The organism is Enterococcus sp. SB12 (assembly GCF_030910025.2).
GTDB classification, from domain to species: Bacteria; Bacillota; Bacilli; order Lactobacillales; family Enterococcaceae; genus Enterococcus_B; species Enterococcus_B faecium.
In genome coordinates this window covers 435,001-452,563 of record NZ_CP175675.1, presented here as the reverse complement: position 1 = coordinate 452,563, position 17,563 = coordinate 435,001, and the positions used below count along the sequence as shown (strand labels likewise).

General features: G+C 39.0%; 17 protein-coding genes and 1 pseudogene (1 of these 18 cut by a window edge). 3 read left to right on the top strand and 15 right to left on the bottom strand.

Going from position 1 to position 17,563, the window contains the following annotated elements; all coding sequences use genetic code 11:
- Window positions 1-177: 177 nt before the first annotated feature.
- From RBL01_RS02150 to efp, 14 genes and pseudogenes are all read right to left on the bottom strand, one after another.
- Window positions 178-846 carry a DUF421 domain-containing protein gene (locus RBL01_RS02150; protein ID WP_002293693.1) on the bottom strand — a complete coding sequence of 223 codons (669 nt, stop codon included), beginning with the start codon at window positions 844-846 and terminating at the stop codon, window positions 178-180.
- A gap of 217 nt (window positions 847-1,063) precedes the next feature.
- A pseudogene (locus RBL01_RS02145) lies at window positions 1,064-1,819 on the bottom strand (IS3 family transposase); the annotation flags it as partial.
- 280 nt (window positions 1,820-2,099) lie between these two features.
- Window positions 2,100-3,479 (bottom strand): FAD-dependent oxidoreductase, encoded by a 1,380-nt coding sequence (locus RBL01_RS02140; RefSeq protein ID WP_002286868.1) that lies wholly within the window; start codon window positions 3,477-3,479, stop codon window positions 2,100-2,102.
- Between the two features lie 174 nt (window positions 3,480-3,653).
- Window positions 3,654-4,823, bottom strand: coding sequence for a pyridoxal phosphate-dependent aminotransferase (locus RBL01_RS02135; protein ID WP_002328565.1), 1,170 nt, complete (start codon window positions 4,821-4,823; stop codon window positions 3,654-3,656).
- Window positions 4,798-5,949, bottom strand: coding sequence for a M20 family metallopeptidase (locus RBL01_RS02130; RefSeq protein ID WP_002297890.1), 1,152 nt, complete (start codon window positions 5,947-5,949; stop codon window positions 4,798-4,800). Before RBL01_RS02130 ends, RBL01_RS02135 begins: the two co-directional genes overlap by 26 nt.
- Window positions 5,909-7,258, bottom strand: a complete 1,350-nt coding sequence (locus tag RBL01_RS02125) for an aspartate kinase (RefSeq protein ID WP_395521206.1) — start codon at window positions 7,256-7,258, stop codon at window positions 5,909-5,911. Before RBL01_RS02125 ends, RBL01_RS02130 begins: the two co-directional genes overlap by 41 nt.
- 8 nt (window positions 7,259-7,266) lie before the next feature.
- Window positions 7,267-8,268 carry an aspartate-semialdehyde dehydrogenase gene (locus RBL01_RS02120; protein WP_002327450.1) on the bottom strand — a complete coding sequence of 334 codons (1,002 nt, stop codon included), beginning with the start codon at window positions 8,266-8,268 and terminating at the stop codon, window positions 7,267-7,269.
- A gap of 15 nt (window positions 8,269-8,283) precedes the next feature.
- Window positions 8,284-8,979, bottom strand: coding sequence for a 2,3,4,5-tetrahydropyridine-2,6-dicarboxylate N-acetyltransferase (gene dapD, locus RBL01_RS02115; protein WP_307780968.1), 696 nt, complete (start codon window positions 8,977-8,979; stop codon window positions 8,284-8,286).
- A 5-nt stretch (window positions 8,980-8,984) separates the two neighbouring features.
- Entirely contained in the window at window positions 8,985-9,701 is a 717-nt protein-coding gene (dapB, locus tag RBL01_RS02110; RefSeq protein ID WP_307780967.1) for a 4-hydroxy-tetrahydrodipicolinate reductase, read from the bottom strand.
- Complete coding sequence (gene dapA / locus RBL01_RS02105; RefSeq protein WP_002327452.1) at window positions 9,698-10,579, bottom strand: 4-hydroxy-tetrahydrodipicolinate synthase; 882 nt, start codon at window positions 10,577-10,579, stop codon at window positions 9,698-9,700. Before dapA ends, dapB begins: the two co-directional genes overlap by 4 nt.
- Before the next feature lie 2 nt (window positions 10,580-10,581).
- Window positions 10,582-11,382 (bottom strand): diaminopimelate epimerase, encoded by an 801-nt coding sequence (dapF, locus tag RBL01_RS02100; RefSeq protein ID WP_002327453.1) that lies wholly within the window; start codon window positions 11,380-11,382, stop codon window positions 10,582-10,584.
- Entirely contained in the window at window positions 11,369-12,628 is a 1,260-nt protein-coding gene (gene lysA, locus RBL01_RS02095) for a diaminopimelate decarboxylase (RefSeq protein WP_002286883.1), read from the bottom strand. Before lysA ends, dapF begins: the two co-directional genes overlap by 14 nt.
- A gap of 259 nt (window positions 12,629-12,887) precedes the next feature.
- Window positions 12,888-13,013: a hypothetical protein gene (locus RBL01_RS02090; protein ID WP_256624887.1), complete on the bottom strand. Its 126-nt coding sequence runs from the start codon at window positions 13,011-13,013 to the stop codon at window positions 12,888-12,890.
- A gap of 100 nt (window positions 13,014-13,113) precedes the next feature.
- Window positions 13,114-13,677, bottom strand: a complete 564-nt coding sequence (efp, locus tag RBL01_RS02085) for an elongation factor P (protein ID WP_002289434.1) — start codon at window positions 13,675-13,677, stop codon at window positions 13,114-13,116.
- A gap of 427 nt (window positions 13,678-14,104) precedes the next feature.
- Here efp and RBL01_RS02080 point away from each other — a divergent pair, with 427 nt between their 5' ends.
- The 3 genes from RBL01_RS02080 (at window position 14,105) to RBL01_RS02070 (ending at window position 16,809) form a co-directional block, all read left to right on the top strand.
- Entirely contained in the window at window positions 14,105-15,022 is a 918-nt protein-coding gene (locus RBL01_RS02080; RefSeq protein WP_002289436.1) for a PLP-dependent cysteine synthase family protein, read from the top strand.
- 12 nt (window positions 15,023-15,034) lie between these two features.
- The gene (locus RBL01_RS02075; RefSeq protein ID WP_038809489.1) at window positions 15,035-16,180 is read left to right on the top strand and encodes a cystathionine gamma-synthase; all 1,146 of its coding nucleotides are present in this window, start codon (window positions 15,035-15,037) and stop codon (window positions 16,178-16,180) included.
- A 170-nt stretch (window positions 16,181-16,350) separates the two neighbouring features.
- Window positions 16,351-16,809: an S-ribosylhomocysteine lyase gene (locus RBL01_RS02070; protein ID WP_002289439.1), complete on the top strand. Its 459-nt coding sequence runs from the start codon at window positions 16,351-16,353 to the stop codon at window positions 16,807-16,809.
- Window positions 16,810-16,951: 142 nt separating this feature from the next.
- Here the strand turns inward: RBL01_RS02070 and RBL01_RS02065 are convergent, their stop codons facing one another.
- On the bottom strand, window positions 16,952-17,563 hold the 3' portion of the coding sequence (locus tag RBL01_RS02065) for an IS30-like element IS1252 family transposase (RefSeq protein ID WP_000222577.1). It continues 348 nt past the right edge of the window; 612 of the gene's 960 nt are visible here — the last part of the coding sequence; its start codon lies off the right edge, out of view; its stop codon occupies window positions 16,952-16,954.

Below are 17,563 nucleotides of genomic sequence, written 5' to 3'. Positions count from 1 at the left end.
ATCAACTTCAAAAAATAAGAAAGGATTTTTCGAAAATTGCTTCTTAAATTTTTGTGGAATTTTGGCTGATTTTTCGAAGAAGCAACTTCTGGAACAACGTATATTAGATATCAGAGGTTGTGAAAAAGTCGCTTAGTTTTGAGTAACAATCCAAGGCGCTGATTTCACAACCTCTGTCTATCCATCTATTCGGTAAGATTCATGCATGACGTCTTCTTTATTTAGTATGTAGAGCCCTTTTTCTTCTGACCATTCAACATAAATCAGCTGTTTTACATCTGCATAGCCTTCTTTCTTCAAGTTCTCCATAAGCCATGCTTCAGTCAATTGATTGGACTGAAGCACTTTATGCTGAATTTGCCCTTCATCTACAAGCAGGATCGATAAAGCTTTGTCTTCATCTGATTTTTTCAATACACTCATTTGACCAGCATTCTCTAGGATAACATGTTTGGCATTTTCAAGAGAAAAGCATTCCTGCTGTCTTAAGATTGCTCGCAACTGCTCCATCTCGATATGGTTATTTGTCAACTCTGTCATGTTGATGACGCCGTCTTTGATTAGAACAGATGGCTCGCCTTTGACCCAACGATTGACCTTTTCATTTTTTTGGACGATACGTTCGATACCATAAATCATTACTGCCCAAAGCGCAATGGCAAATAGGACATGCCCTACATGGACATTGTCATCATAGGTTGATTCTTCTAAGATCCCACCTAAAACAAGCGTATAGACTAAATCAAACGGTGTGATTTCTGACATGGATTTCTTCCCAAGCAAACGTACCACTAATAATAAACCGATCAACCCGAATACCAGTTTCATTGTAATTGAAAAAATCATTTTTTCTCCCCCTAACTATCTGTTAATTAAATTATATATGCTTTCTCACGAACACGCATGGAATATACAAGGAAGAAATGTATCCTTTTACTAAAACACTGTAGTTACCCCCAAAAGTTAGATTTTTTTGGAGTGGAGAAATCCACTCCTTTTTTCATGCTCTAAAATGATATTTTTACACAACCGTTACGGTTGTTTTACGAAATTGGACGGGACTTTACCAGTTTAATTTCTGTTTTATCCGTTCATTATTGTAGTAATAGATATAGCTATCGATGGCTGATTTTAATTCCACGAAACAGTTATAAACTTTCCCGTGAAAAATCTCTTGTTTTAATAAGCCAAAAAAATTCTCCATAAGTGAATTATCTAAGCAGTTCCCTTTCCGAGACATGCTTTGAAAGATTTTGTACTCCTTCAATTTGTTTCTATAAGCTTTCATTTGATACGCCCAACCTTGATCTGAGTGAAACATACGACGATAGGGACAATCGTTAGTGGTCTGGACAGCTTCCTCCAAACCTTCCATTACCGCTAATGCATTGGGCTTTTCAGAGATACGATAGGATAAAATCTCACTATTGAACATATCCATAAAAGGATCTAGATACAATTTCTTTTGACGGATAATGCCTTTGGCATCCACTTCATGGTATTTAAATTCAGTTGTATCCGTCGTGATTTTCTGATGGCAGATACTGGTGTAGAAACGACGATGGATCCGATTTTGGGCTACTGCTCCGACTTGTCCTCGATAAGAATTGTAGCGCCGTGATTTACGTGTGTATGCCGTTACTTTTATTCCTAGCTTCTTGATCAGGCGCTGAACTTTCTTTTTATTGATAGAGAAACCGCGGTTTCTTAGTTCATTGGTCATCCGTAAACAGCCATAATCCTTGTGCTTCTCCCGAATTTTAAGCATTTCCGCTTCAATCTCTTGATCTGGATTTTTACGGTCCAATCGCTTTTGCCATCCAAATAATCATGAACGATCTTTAATTTAAGTTCAAAAGTATATTTAACCATAAAAAATACCGACCTCCAAAAGTTAGATTTTTTGGTCTAACTTTTGGGGGTCGGTACACAAATCGTGTCACAGTCCTTTTTTTGCGAATAAACGGTGTTCAAAAGCTTGCATCTGCGGTAATAAGTCCAGCCAAGTTAAAAACATAAGAAGCTGTTTTTACTTGGCTGTTCTTATTACTTGATGCAAGGCAGCTTTTTCACAACCTCTTTTCAAATATTTCGTTTTCTTATTCTACAAATGGTTCTTCTCCTAACGCTTGTTGAGCGGCTAGATTCAACATGCTCCATTGTCGGTCAAAGCCTGGCTGGAAGAAGAAGTCAGCTTCTGCTAGTTCTTCTAAAGTCAGTTTGTTTTGGATCGCTAGTGCCAATACATTTCCTTGACCTGTAACATCATAGGTAGATAATACTGCTCCTCCTAGCAATTGATGGGTCATTGGATCCGAGAATAATTGGATGGACACTTTTGGATTTCCTTGTTCTTCTGGTACATATTTTGGTCTTAACGTATCTTCATAATAAGACACTCGTACATCTACTCCTGCTTTTGCTGCTGTAAAGCTATTCAATCCGCTTGCTGCAAAATGATAGTCAAAGACACTTAATGCAGAGGAACCTACGACTCCGCCGAACGGTTTGTTTGGTACTTCTTCAAAAAGATGTTTTACTACATAACGTGCTTCTCTACGTGCAACAGTCGCTAAAGCGATCGGCATTTTTTTGCGGGCTGGGATAGAATAAGCAAGTGTAGCATCTCCTACTGCATACACATCTGGAAGATTCGTTTGCAAGTATTCATTTGTTTGGATCCAGCCACGTTCATCTAAGTCGACGATCCCTTTTAACCATTCTGTATTTGCCTTCACACCGGCAGCTTGAATGACTAGATCTGCTGGGATTTCTTTTTCACTTGTTTTGATTGCCTCAACTTTTCCGTTACCAGTAAAAGCTTCGATTTTTGCATTTGTCAAAACTTCAATACCGTTTTCATTTAGGTGTTGTTCTAAAATATCTGTCATCTCAGCATCTAAATAAGTGCCTAAAGGTCTATCGATCACATCAAGCAATACGACTTCTTTCCCAGCTTTTCGGCTTGCTTCTGCTGCTTCGATCCCAATGTAACCCGCACCTACGACAGCGATTTTTTTAATAGCCGGATCATTTAATTTTTCTTTGATTTTGGTTGCCCAATTGTATCCACGCATCAAGTAGACATTTTCTAGATCTGCTCCTGGTACTGGCAGATTGTTTGGTTTGACACCAGAACTCAAAATCAATTTGTCATAAGGATATTCTTTTGTTTCGTTATCTGATGCGCTAGTAACCGTTACTGTTTTTTTATCGGCATCGATCGTTTTTACTTCGTGATTATTTAAAATATGAACATTGGATTGCGGAAAGTTTTCTGGTCTGAAATTACGTACATCATTTACATCTGTTACCTTGTCTTCTAAATACAGCTCCATACCACATGACATGAAGGAAATATAGTCTCCTGCTTCAAATAGCGTGATATCTACATTTTCACCGTATCGTGTCAATAGTTCCAAGATCGATTGATGTCCTCCATGAGATGCACCTACAATGACAACTTTGATTTTTTCCATTGATGAAACCTCCTTGAATATTCTTTTAAAATCATTCTAAACAATTTAAACTTAACATTACATTAGTTATGAATCAAAAGAAACGCGTTCATTTGAACTAAATTTAAAAAACAATCATCTCCTTGCAGAATATACCGCAAAATTAACGATTGTTTTTTTGATAAAATCTATGAATCACTGTTCTGTTAAAAAGTCTTTGATCCGTTTGCAGGCCTCATGTAATTTTTCCATGCTGCTAGCATAAGAAATCCGGATATAACCTTCTCCTTCTGGTCCAAATGCAATTCCTGGGATACACGCAACTTTTGCCTGTTCCGCTAATTCTACACAAAACTGCCAAGAGTCAGTTTGAATGGCAGCTGGGAGTTTGCAAAACAAGTAAAATGCACCGTTTGGCTGGGTCACTTCAAATCCTAAAGGCGCCAATTGCTGGACCAGATAGTCTCTTCGTGTTTGATATTGCTCTTTCATATTCTCGCTATCTTTCACCCCATTTATTAGCGCTTCAGCCGCAGCTTTTTGCGACATCGTTGTAGCGGCAGTCACCAGATATTGATGGACTTTAATTAGTTCGTCAATAAGGGCTTTTTGAGCAAAAATAAAGCCCACTCGCCAACCAGTCATCGCATGTGACTTGGATAACCCGCTTATCACGATTGTTTGTTCTGGAAGATAAGTAGCTATGGACATATGCGTTCCACTATAAGTCAATTCAGCATATACTTCATCACTTATAACAAATACCGGATATTTTTTTAAAACCTCAGCGATTGCTTTCAATTGTTTTGCAGACAATGTCGTCCCAGTAGGATTGTTAGGATAGTTTAAAATGACTGCTTTGACAGCTGATCCATATTGTTCAAATGCTCGTTCAAATTGTTCCGGCTGACAGACAAACCCTGTGTCAGAAGTATCTATCGGGATCAATTCAGCACCAGCTAGTTCCACTAATGGCTGATATCCTGAATAAGCAGGCGCTGGAATAAGAACCTTGTCTCCTTCTTCCAAAACAGATAACAATGCAGAGGCAATCGCTTCCGTTGCACCAACCGTCGTCAAAACTTCCGTTTGCGGATCATAAGTTAGTCCATAACGCTGCTGCTGAAACATACAAGCAGCTTCCCGCAGTTCCTCTAATCCTCTCATTCCGGTATAGTGAGAAAAGTCTTCTTCAATCGCTGCTATTCCGGCTTGTTTGACATGTTCGGGAGTTGGAAAATCCGGTTCTCCCAGGGTGAGTTTGATCACATCTGGTATCGAAGATATTTGCTGATCGAATTGTCGTATTTTTGATACTTCTATTCTAGAAAGCCTGGGACTAAATCGATTGGATAAATTCGTCATTATTTACTCGCTCCTCTTTTGAACTGCTATCGATTTTTACAAGAAGATTTTCTGTAAAAAGAATCGTTTTGTACCATTCTACACCATTTTCTAAAACATCCATATCAAAATCGAACGTCGGATCATGTAAAGCAGGGGTATCACCGACACCTAAAAAGAAAAATACACATGGATATTGTTGCGTATATATGCCAAAATCTTCGGCTTGAAGAACTGGAGCATCTAATTCATGTAGTTTGTTTGAATCTAACAGTGCTGCATATAAGCCTCTATGGTTGATTACAGCTGGATAGCCGTCATTATAGTGAAAAGAAATAGTAGCTGTAGAGTGAAACTGTTCTGCTAAATGGTCTAATCCCCTCTTCAAATAATTTTGCATATCTGAACTGTAAGAACGGATACTTCCGGATACAATAACTTCTCCAGCTAAAACATTTCGGATCGTTCCACCTTGGATTTGGCCAAATTTCATTAGATGATTCCACTCTGCCGGTAATTGCCGGTCAAAATCATAAACATTCTTCAAAAATCGTACAGCTGCCTCCAGACTATCGATTCCTTTTTCACTAGAAGCAATATGTGCAGACTGGCCTTTAATGATAATGTCTGTTTCACTGCTTTGTGCCATCAAAGGTCCTGGTCGAGAGAAAACTTCTCCCTTAGCTAGTCCAGGCCATAGATGAAAGCCAAATATTGCTTGTACTTCATATTTATCCAACAATCCTGACTGAATAACGCTTTGTGCGCCACCGGAAATTTCTTCTGATGGCTGATAGATCAGTACTACATTATAAATAAGATCCTCAATGTGTTTAGTTATAAAGTCAGTCAACCCTAAAAGCATCGCCATATGTCCGTCATGACCACATGCATGCATATACCCTTCATGCTTAGAAGCAAAAGAGAGATTCGTTTCTTCTTTGACTGGCAGTGCATCGATATCTGTTCGAAAAGCAATCGTTTCTTCTTGTTGATTATCAAAATAAAGGAGTAGTCCTGTTTCGCCGATTTCATGGATAACGGCCCCGCTGTTTTTTACTTGTTCATATAAATATTTTTTTGTCTTGAATTCATGAAATCCGATTTCAGGAATTTGATGGAGTGCCATTCGATATTCTTTCAGCATCCGTATTCACCATCCCTTCATAGATACCCTTCACTACTGTTTCATATTGATTATTCGGTACACCGATGATCAGATTCAACTCCTGTGCTCCTTGTGATAAGATCGATGTGCGAATTTCTAATTTGTTCAATATCGATAACACTTTTCCAGATAAACCGATCAATTCTTTATGCGGTCCGCCAACGACAGAGATCAAAGCTAAGTCTTCAATCACGACGATTTCTTCCACGCCAAGTGTTTCTTTTAATTCTTTCGTGATGAGAAATAATTTATCGGCAATCGCTTCTGCTGAGACGATCACTCCGATATTGTCGATCCCTGAAGGAATATGTTCGATTGATATCTCATGTTTAGCAAAAATGCTCATTGCTTTCCAGATAAACCCGATTTCATCGGACATATGACGTTTGAATAAAGTAATGGAAAGAAAATCCTTGCGTCCAGCTATTCCTGTCAGTCCATTTTCCTTTTCTATTTCGTGATTCGATATTTTTGTCCCTTGAGCGAAAGGATCATTGGTATTTTTTATTTGGATGGGGATATCAGCCTCTTGAACTGGGAAAACAGCTGCTTCATGAAGAACGTTAGCCCCCATATAAGCCATCTCTCTCAGTTCTCTAAAAGAGATTTCCTCGATGATTTTAGGATGATCGATGATTCGCGGATCAGCCATCATGATTCCTGAAACATCCGTCCAATTCTCATAACCTTCCGCTTGCAACATCTTCGCCAGTATCGCGCCGGTAATGTCGCTTCCCCCACGGCCCAATAATTTTTCTTTTCCTGCAGGGTTCGCCCCATAAAACCCTGGAACAACCATTTTCGGATATCTTTTAAATGCTTTTGTGATTTCCTGTGCTGTTTTTTCCTGATCGATTTTCCCATCATAGTCAAAGAAAATCAGGTCTTTTGCGTCAATAAACTGGTAACCAAGATACTCAGCCATCAGTTGAGCAGTCAGATATTCACCTCTACTTACTAAATAATCTTCAGTTATCTTTTCGTCTTCCAGTTGTTTCTGTATGCGTGCTAGTTCATCTTCAATAGGTAACTGCAGGGCAAGAACATCTCTTACTTGAATGAAACGATCACAAATCCTTTTCCAAAGGGGTGTCCAATCAACATGATGCTGAAGGTAAGCATAAATCAAATAAAGTAAGTCTGTTACTTTGTCATCATCTGACGTACGTTTGCCTAAAGCAGAAACAACGATCACTTGGCGATTGGGATCTGAAAGAACAATTGTACGGACTTTTTTGAATTGCTCTTCATGAGACATCGATGTTCCGCCGAATTTCGCTACTTTCAGCGTATTACTCATCTTGCCACCTCCGCTATTTTCTGCATTAAAGCTGCAGCAATCTGTACGGCATTCGCAGCGGCTCCTTTGCGTATGTTATCGGCAGTCGTATAGAACAACAATCCGTTCTCTAAAGAAGTGTCTTTTCTGATCCTCCCAACATAAACCATATCTGTTCCTCTAGCAAGAATGCTCGTCGGATATTTATGTGCTGCTAGATCATCTTCTAATTGAATCCCTGGAAACTGGCTGAGACACTCTCTAATTTCTTCCGTCGTAAACTCTTTTTGCAATTGAACTGCCACAGAGACTCCATGTCCATTTTCGATTGGCACACGTACGCAGGTTGCTGATACTGGCAAAGCAGGCTGATGCAGAATCTTACGGGTCTCATTCATCATTTTCTGTTCTTCTTTTGTATACCCATTTTCCAAAGGCTGATCGATTTCCGGAATCACCGTTTGGCTAATATTATAAGGATACAAAACTGGTTCCTCGTCATTTTGCGTACGATGAAGATCTTCAATGCCTTTTTGCCCGGAACCAGAAACTGCTTGATAGGTCGAATAATTGACTCGCTGGATACCAAAGGCTTCTTGTAAAGCTTTAAGTGGAAGTACCGCTTGAATGGTTGAACAATTTGGATTTGCAATCAGCCGATTCAATGTATAGTCTTCCAGATTGACCTCTGGAACGATTAATGGAATATCCGAATCTTCCCGCCATGCTGAGGAATTATCTATGACAAATAGTCCCTGACTTCGTGCGATTGGCGCAAACTCTTTGGATACAGAAGCACCTGCAGAAAATAGCGCTAAATCATATCCTTCAAATGAAGTTTCTGTCAATTCCTGTACAGTGTGTTTCTTTTTCTTGAATACACAAACTTTACCGGCTGAACGTTTTGAAGCTAATAATTTCAATCGTCCTACTGGAAAATCATATTCTTCTAACACTTTGAGCATCGTTTGGCCGACTAATCCGGTTGCCCCCACAATACAGATATCTATTTCGCGCATTTTTCTCCATCTCCTCTATAATTCGCGTAACGCAGCAATCAATGCTGTATTTTCTTTTGTCTGATCATCACTTATTTTTAATACACGTGCAGGTATTCCACCGACAACAGTGCCTGCTGCCACATCTTCTAAAACCACTGCTCCTGCTGCCACGACTGCATCTTTTCCGATATGGACACCTTCAACAATCACTGCATTCGCACCTACCAGTACGCCGTCTTCTACGATAACCGGTTTAGCCGATGCTGGTTCGATCACACCTGCTAAGACAGCTCCTGCACCAATATGGCAGTTTTTGCCCACTGTCGCTCGTCCACCTAAGACAGCACCCATATCAATCATCGTGTTTTCACCGATTACTGCACCAATATTGATGATCGCTCCCATCATGATCACGGCATTGTTGCCGATTGACACTTGATCTCTGATAATAGCACCTGGTTCGATACGAGCATTAATTTTTTTAATATCTAGCAAAGGAACTGCGCTGTATCTTGCAGCAGTTTCGATTTCGATTTCAATGATTTTTTCTGATTCAGCTTCTAAAACCGGAGCAATCGTCTCATAGTCACCAAAAACAACGAAGCTGCTTCCTTCACCAAAAACTTTACTTTCTTTAAATTCGATTGGCTCGGTTACATTCAGATAGACTTTCACAGGCGACTTTTTAGATGCCGTTTGAATGTAGCGGATGATTTCTTGAGCTTCCACGTTTTTTACACCCCTTTGTCCATTAATAAATCTTCTAATTTGTAATAACCTGGTGACTGATCTTTCAACCAGTCCGCTGCTTCTACTGCGCCTGCAGCAAAGATTCGATTAGAAAAAGATTCATGTTTGATCGTAAATATTTCATCAGTAGCAGCAAACAATACATCATGTTCACCAGGTAAAGAACCTGCACGAATACTGTGTACACCAATTTGGCTTTCTTCTCTTTTTTTTCCTTGCCAGTTGTATACGGGCTGCAGCTTTTGCACTTCTTGGATTGTTTGAAGCAGCATATTTGCAGTACCAGATGGTGCATCTTTTTTACGACTATGATGTTTTTCAATCAGTTCGATCTGCCAGCCTTGCAACATTGCAGCTGCTTGCTTGATTAGTTGATTCATCACCATGATGCCGAACGAAAAATTAGCACTATACATCACAGGTACATGTTTGGCATGTTCTTTTATTTCTTGGAACTGTGATTGTGTATAACCTGTCGTGCCAATGACTAACGGAAGTTGATAAGACAAGCTATACGAAAGGATCATCTCTAAATTATCTGGATGAGAAAAATCAATAAGCAGTTCTGGCAGTTCCGTAAAAGCAAGCGTAGTTGCTTCTTTAGGTGCCGTCCGTAAAAGAAGGACCGTATCTTCTCTTTCTTGTACAACTTCTTCGACTCTATTTCCCATCTGTCCACTGCCAATCAGTCCGATTTTCATTTTTCAACCGTCCTTTCTTTTAACAAAAGCTGAGCTAATTGTTTCTTTTTCTCTTTTGAAAGAGAAACTAAAGGCAGGCGTAGAGGTCCGGAAGGTAAGTCTAATAATGACATGGCTGCTTTGACAGGAATAGGATTGGTCTCACTGAACAAGGCATGGATCAGTTCAAGTGCATTTAATTGCTTTTCTTTTGCTTGCTGCCATCTTCCGTCCTGCGTATCTTTTACTAATTCATGGACTATTTTAGGTTGGATATTCGCCCATACACTTATTACGCCGCTTCCTCCTATACTCATTACTGGTAGGATCAAATCATCATTTCCACTGTAAAGGAAGAATTCTTCTCCAATCAACCGAGCGGCATCCATCACATAAGCCATATCTCCTGAGGCTTCTTTCAAACCAATGATATTAGGATGTTCTGCTAAATTTACTAATACATGAATTGGAATCGACATGCCTGTTCTAGAAGGAACATTATACAAAATAAGCGGAATCGGTGAGGCTTCTGCAATTGCTGTAAAATGAGCAGCTAGTCCTGCGTCACTTGTTTTGTTGTAGTAAGGGGTGATGACCAAAAGTGCGTCTGCCCCCAAAGAAGCAAAATGCTTCGCTTTTTCAATCGTTTCTTTTGTATTATTCGTTCCAGCTCCTGCAATCACCGGCACACGGCCAGCCACTTTCTTTACTGTCAGTTGAAGGATCTTCTCCTCCTCAGATTGTGTGAGCGTAGAAGATTCTCCTGTTGTACCTAAAACTAATAATCCGTCTGTTTGTTCATCTAAATGGAATTGGATCAATTTTTCCAAACCAGCATAATCTACTGATCCCTCTTCATTCATCGGCGTGATCAGCGCCACGATCGAACCTTTTATCATCTTCATTCCTCCAATATTCTTGTCCATTCATGAACTGCTGGGCCAGCCATTTGTATCGTATCCTCACCAGAGATCATCAAGTCTCCTTGTTCCAAGTGAACAACTACCTGATCTGCTGAAATTTTCCCAGTTTCCTTAGCAACCACATAAGAGGCACAGCAACCTGTACCGCAAGCAAGTGTCCAACCTACACCTCTTTCATAGGTACGGACGATCAATTCTTGTTCATTGACTACTTCTACAAAGTTGACATTGGTTTTTTCTTTGAACAAAGGATGATGACAGATCAGTTCACCTCTTTTTCTCCAGACTTCCTCACGCGCATTTTCAACAAAAACAACGGTATGAATCGTTCCTAAAAATAAACTAGTGATCGTTACTTTGTCACCATTGATCTCTATTTCCTGGTTTTTTATTGGATAAGTTTGATTAGCTTGGATTTTTTCCGGAGAATCATCTGGCACTCCCATATCTACGCTGCAATAAAAAGGTGAGGGATCCAACACCGTAATTTTTCTTGTGCCTGCTAATGTCTCTACGTTGAATTCCTGTTCATTCATCATGTTCTGATCATTTACGTATCGAGCAAAACAGCGAATGCCATTTCCGCACATCGGCGCGCGACTGCCATCTTTGTTGTAATAGATCATTTCCAACGGATCGATTTTTACGGCGATCAATCCGTCTGTATCATATTTTTCTTTTGTGCATAAAGAAGCGGCTAATTGACTATAATCTGTGTCTTCTGCGTAATCTAATAAGATAAAATCATTTCCGCAGCCATTATATTTATGAAGGATCATAGGAAACTTCCCCCCTTAGTAGATCAGAAAATGCTTGTCTGCGAACAATCAGTCTTGATTGGCCATTATTGACAAAAACAACTGCTGGTCGTGTCGCTCGATTGTAGTTGCTGCTCATCGAGTATCCATAAGCTCCCGTGGAATAAACAGCTAAAAGATCACCCGATTCTGCTTTCGGCAAATAAGCTTCTTTGATTACCACATCGCCTGATTCACACATTTTTCCTGCAATCGTCACTTTCTCTGTTTTTTCTTCCGACAGTTTTGCTGCTAAATCACAATCGTATTCTGCCTGATACAGAGCTGGACGGATATTATCTGTCATCCCGCCATCTACAAAGTAATATTTTTTATGTGGTGTCTTTTTGATGAAACCAATCGTGTATAGTGTTGTACCAGCTTCTCCAACAATACTTCTACCCGGTTCGATCAGTAATTGACGAATGGTCAGTTTTCGTTTTTCCAAAGCTTCTTCCGTATATTCAATCAGTTTTTTTAGTGCCTCTTCGACTGGGATCGGCTGATCATTTTGTGTATAACGAATCCCAAACCCTCCGCCAAGATTCAAGGAAAGAGGTTGGTCAAAATCGGTTAAGTAATTCGTCAATTTGTCGATTTCAGCTAACCAAGCAGTAACATCAAAAATTTGTGACCCGATATGAGCATGAAATCCTTCTAACTCTAGATAGCTGCTTTCTTTTATCAACTGAAGGGCTTGTTGGCACTCTTTACTTTCATAGCTCATGCCGAATTTTGAATCAATATGCGCAGTGACGATATATTCATGAGTATGTGCTTCTACTCCGACATTCAACCGAAGCATGATACAGATTTTTTTTAAATAGCGTTGGCTTAATTCTGCTAATAATTCAACTTCCATCAAATTATCGGCAACAATATGCAACAAATCATTTTCAAGTGCATAGATCAGTTCCTCTGGCGTCTTGTTGTTACCATGGAAGTAGATAGTATCTCTAGGGAAATCAGCTTGCAAAGCGGTATAGATTTCCCCACCACTGACAACATCTAGCCCGAATCCATATTCACGGACTAAATGCAGCATCTCAATCGTTTGGAATGCTTTAGAGGCGTAAAGTACTTTTGTATCAAAACGTTTCGATACAAAGCCTCGCTTGAATGACAGCATCGTTTGTCTCATCTTTTCTTCATCATACACATACAGAGGTGTCTTATACTTTTCTGCCAATGTGCTTGCTGTGACTCCGCCAATTATCAATTCTGTCATTTTTTCATTCCTCTTTTCACTTTTTTTCCGTTTTCATTGGAATTTCATTTGATAAAGATTTGAATTTTATTGGAATAATATTAAACAAAATTTTCTGAATTGTCTAGTATATTTCGAAATATTTTTTTAAAAATAAGAATAAAAATGGTTATAAAAACAAAATACCCGAACTATTAGAAGCTATTTATACACAAAAACATAAATTCAACACTATTTAGTGATGAAAAAATATTTTCGCTTCAATATAGTTCGGAATAGTTCAGATATTTTCAATTTTATGAATCATTTCAATTTCTTCATAAATAAGTGCAGTTTCTTCTTTCTCTAGCTTTTGCCATTCATCTTTCAAAATATAAATAAAATCAAATACTTTTTTATTTTTCAATTTGCTGATTCCACAAAAAACCTCTTGAAAGGCAGATCCGATGATCTGCCTTTCAAGAGGTCAAGCTCTGTTTTCAAATTCTTATCAATCCGTTAGCGAATTATTTTGATGCACGTTTTACATAAGAACCTTCTGCTGTATTGATTTCCAACAATTCATCTGTTTCGATGAAGTCAGGAACATTGACTACTAAGCCAGTTTCCATTGTCGCTGGTTTACCTGAACCAGTGACTGTTGCACCTTTGATGGAAGGTTGTGTTTCCACAACACGTAATACGACAGTTGTTGGTAATTGAACGCCGATGACTTCGCTACCGAAGAATTGGATTTTTACTTCCATGTTTTCTAGGATATATTTCATTTCTTCTTCTACTGTTTCTACAGGAATTTCATATTGCTCATATGTTTCCAAATCCATGAAGAAAGCTGTATCATCCATCGTGTACAAATATTGTACAGGTTTTGTGTCGATATGTGCTTTTTCAAATTTTTCTTCTGGTCTGAACGTTGTGTCGTATGTTGCACCTGAACGGACATCTTTCAGTTTCATACGCATAACTGTATTTCCTTTACCAGGTTTATGGTGGCTTGCATCCAGAACTTTAATCAGTTTGCCGTCTTGTACGAAAGTCATACCGGCTCTTAAATCACTTGCTGAGATCATTATTTTTGCTCCTTCTTTTCTTTATCATAATCAACTTTATTGTATCAGACAACCGGCCAGAAAACTAGAGTATTCTCTATCTTTTAAGGTCTCATGCCTATTTGTCAGAAAAATAAACACGGGTAAACGATGCTATCGAAATATTTTTTTCTTTCAAGCCTTTGACTTTTATTTTTTTTCATGCTATCGTTAATAAAAATTTTACTTGGAGGGATACACATGACAGTCAGCAACCAAAAACAATTGAATCGTTGCTGTTGTATGGTGCATAAAAGCAGCATACTATTTGTCATGTCTATTAATTGCCCTTCATAGAATGAGTACCAGGTAACTTATCTTTTTATCTACTCAATTTTTCTCTATGTCTTTCAAGGAGCTGATTTAATAGTCAGCTCCTTTTTTTATTATCTTTTTTTAGGAGGCCCATATGATTATCTCGACAATTACAGAAGCTATTGGTTCCACACCGCTTTATCGCTTTGACAATCAGCACTATTCTATGCCTAAAGGTTCTGCTATTTATGCAAAACTAGAATATTTAAATCCTGGAGGAAGTATCAAAGATAGATTGGGCAGTTATTTGATCAAAGAAGGATTTGCCCAAGGAAAAATCAATGAAAAAACGACGATCATCGAACCAACTGCCGGAAATACAGGAATTGGGATCGCTCTGGCCGCACTCACATACAAATTAAGAACGGTTTTTGTTGTTCCAGAGAAGTTTAGCTTAGAAAAACAACAATTGATGAAAGCATTGGGAGCAAAGATCATCCATTCTCCTAGTGAGCAAGGAATCATCGGTGCCATCAGCAAAAGTAAAAAACTTGCAGAGGAGATATCAAACAGCTATCTGCCTCTTCAATTTGAAAATAAAGATAATCCTGCTGCTTACTATCATACGTTAGGGCCAGAAATCTTTCATGAAATCAAAGAAAATATCCATAGTTTTGTAGCAGGAATTGGGAGTGGTGGAACCTTTGCTGGAACTTCTACCTTTTTGAAAGAAAAATATCCCGACATTCGAATAATCGGTGTAGAACCAGAGGGCTCTGTGTTAAATGGTGGTGATCCAGCCCCTCACGAAATTGAGGGTATCGGTGTAGAATTCATTCCGCCGTTTCTTTCTCCCCTTTCAATCAATCAGATCGAGACAATCTCTGATGTAGAAGGGTTTAACTATACTAGGCAGTTAGCACGAGAACAAGGACTATTAGTTGGAAGTTCGAGTGGTGCGGCTTTTGCAGCAGCATTAAGAGAAATTCGTCGTTTACCACCTGGTCATCGTGTCGTTACGATTTTTCCAGACGCAGCAGACCGCTATTTATCAAAAAACATTTACTTATAGGAGGAAAGAAACATGCACATTCAAACAAAATTGATCCACGGAGGCATTAGTGAAGATCCCACAACAGGAGCTGTCAGTGTACCTATTTATCAAACATCCACTTATCGGCAAGATGGCGTCGGCCAGCCTAAACAATATGAATATTCAAGATCTGGTAATCCTACTCGTTTTGCATTGGAAGAACTGATTGCTGATTTGGAAGGCGGTGTTCGAGGATTCGCTTTTTCTTCTGGTCTTTCTGGGATTCATGCCGTTTTTTCTCTTTTTCAAGCTGGCGATCATATCTTATTAGGAGATGATGTCTATGGAGGAACATTCCGTCTATTTGACAAAGTTCTTACTAAAAATGGTCTCGAGTACACGATCATAGATACGAGTAATCTTGATAAAATAGAACAATCCATCAAACCCAATACAAAAGCACTTTATCTTGAAACACCTAGCAATCCGCTTCTAAAGATTACTGATTTAGAAAAAAGTGCCACTCTGGCTCATCAACATGGATTGATAGTTATTGCTGACAATACATTTGCTACTCCTTATTTTCAAAGACCTTTAGATCTCGGTTCTGATATCGTTGTCCATAGCGGTACCAAATATCTAGGCGGACACAGCGATGTAGTAGCTGGTTTAGTGACTTCTAACCATAAAGATCTAGCCGATCAGATCGGATTTTACCAAAATGCTATCGGAGCCGTACTTGGTCCCCAAGATAGCTGGTTACTTCAGCGCGGAATCAAGACACTAAGTGTTCGTATGGAGGAACATCAAAAAAATGCTTTTGTGGTAGCTGATTTTCTATTTTCTCATCCAGCAGTAGAAAAGGTCTACTATCCAGGATTACCCGATCATGAACTCCATGGAGTTGCTAAGCAACAGATGAGCGGCTTTAGCGGAATGATTTCTTTTACTTTAAAAAATGAAGAATCTGCTACTCCATTTGTTGAATCACTCCAACTATTTACTTTAGCAGAAAGTTTAGGTGGCGTAGAAAGTTTAGTGGAAATTCCTTCTGTCATGACTCATGCGTCTATTCCAAAAGAAAAACGAGAAGAGGCTGGCATAAAGGACGGCTTGATCCGTCTTTCTGTAGGAATTGAGTATGGTCAGGATCTCATAAACGATTTAGCTCAGGCATTTGACAGAATCAAGAACTAGAAGTCCCAATAAACGACTTAGCAGAAAAATCTAAAAAATATTTCAGATTGCTACACCTTGGAAACGATAAGTGTTAGAATCAAGTAGAAAGACGTTTTTGTAAATTTCACTAAATAATTCTTTAGTGAAAAGCATCAAAACGAATGAACAAACAGATAGGAGTCTTACAAATGAGAATGAATGTCGAAAGTTTTAATCTTGACCATACAAAAGTCAAAGCACCTTATGTACGTGTAGCTGATCGAAAAACGGGTGCGCATGGCGATGTTATCATTAAATACGACGTCCGCTTTAAACAACCAAATAAAGAACACATGGACATGCCAAGTCTACATTCACTTGAGCACTTGACTGCCGAACTAATCCGCAATCACGCAGATTACATCGTAGACTGGTCTCCAATGGGATGCCAAACAGGCTTTTACTTGACTGTATTGAATCATGAAAGCTACGAAGACATTTTAGATGTTCTTGAAGCAACAATGAAAGATGTTCTTGAAGCTACTGAAGTACCTGCAAGCAATGAAACACAATGTGGCTGGGCTGCCAGCCATACACTAGAAGGTGCACAAGCTTTGGCTCGTGAATTTTTAGCAAAACGCGATGAATGGTCTGAAGTAGAAGCATAGTTTCTAAAAGAACGTAAAGATGAGAAGCAATATAGCTATCTTATCTTCGTATTTTATTAAATATTTATTGTCTGAAAAGAGTTCTAAACGGGAAAACAAATAGCTAGTTTTCAGTTTAGCGCTCTTTTTATTATTTGATTTGTCAAATTAAGCTAGACAAAATATCTTCATTCATGTAACTCATAAATACTTCCAGGGGTGTTTGATAATCCAAGGACTTTCGTGGAATATTGTTTCTCTTATTCGCCACTGAAGAGATAAAAGCTTGGTCGACTTGATTAAAATCCATGTTTTTTGGCAGACCATCTTTTCGCAGCAAGCCATTGGAATTTTCATTCAGTGCTCGTTGCGAAGGAGTCCCTGGATCAGCGAAATAAATAGCGATGTCATGTTGGTTACTTAAAGCCTTCCAATTAGAGAATTCTTTCCCACAATCAAAGGTAATGGATTTAAATAAATGTCTGGGAATCGATCCAAACCAGTGGTTCAGAGTATTCTCAATATCGATCGCCTTGCGCCCCTCGGGCTTCAAGGTGATGATGATTTTCGATAGACGTTCTACCAAAGTTATGACAGCACTCTTATGATGAATGCCTACAATGGTATCGCCTTCGATATGGCCGAACTCTTCTTTAAATGTCGGGTAATCAGTTTCTCTTTCAACGATATTCCGTTTAAAAGCCTGTTTTCCTCGGCGTTCTTGATGTCCATTTGGTTTCCGCTTACCCTTCATGGGCAAAGTCGATTCATCGAA

What these genes read in the sequence shown, in the direction of transcription:
- RBL01_RS02150 (WP_002293693.1), bottom strand. Translation starts at nt 846, where the DNA reads ATGATTTTTTCAATTACAATGAAACTGGTATTCGGGTTGATCGGTTTA.
- RBL01_RS02140 (WP_002286868.1), bottom strand. Translation starts at nt 3,479, where the DNA reads ATGGAAAAAATCAAAGTTGTCATTGTAGGTGCATCTCATGGAGGACAT.
- RBL01_RS02135 (WP_002328565.1), bottom strand. Translation starts at nt 4,823, where the DNA reads ATGACGAATTTATCCAATCGATTTAGTCCCAGGCTTTCTAGAATAGAA.
- RBL01_RS02130 (WP_002297890.1), bottom strand. Translation starts at nt 5,949, where the DNA reads ATGCTGAAAGAATATCGAATGGCACTCCATCAAATTCCTGAAATCGGA.
- RBL01_RS02120 (WP_002327450.1), bottom strand. Translation starts at nt 8,268, where the DNA reads ATGCGCGAAATAGATATCTGTATTGTGGGGGCAACCGGATTAGTCGGC.
- dapB (WP_307780967.1), bottom strand. Translation starts at nt 9,701, where the DNA reads ATGAAAATCGGACTGATTGGCAGTGGACAGATGGGAAATAGAGTCGAA.
- dapA (WP_002327452.1), bottom strand. Translation starts at nt 10,579, where the DNA reads ATGATAAAAGGTTCGATCGTGGCGCTGATCACGCCGATGAATGAAGAG.
- dapF (WP_002327453.1), bottom strand. Translation starts at nt 11,382, where the DNA reads ATGATCCTTCATAAATATAATGGCTGCGGAAATGATTTTATCTTATTA.
- lysA (WP_002286883.1), bottom strand. Translation starts at nt 12,628, where the DNA reads ATGACAGAATTGATAATTGGCGGAGTCACAGCAAGCACATTGGCAGAA.
- efp (WP_002289434.1), bottom strand. Translation starts at nt 13,677, where the DNA reads ATGATCTCAGCAAGTGATTTAAGAGCCGGTATGACTTTCGTACAAGAC.
- RBL01_RS02080 (WP_002289436.1), top strand. Translation starts at nt 14,105, where the DNA reads ATGATTATCTCGACAATTACAGAAGCTATTGGTTCCACACCGCTTTAT.
- RBL01_RS02075 (WP_038809489.1), top strand. Translation starts at nt 15,035, where the DNA reads ATGCACATTCAAACAAAATTGATCCACGGAGGCATTAGTGAAGATCCC.
- RBL01_RS02070 (WP_002289439.1), top strand. Translation starts at nt 16,351, where the DNA reads ATGAGAATGAATGTCGAAAGTTTTAATCTTGACCATACAAAAGTCAAA.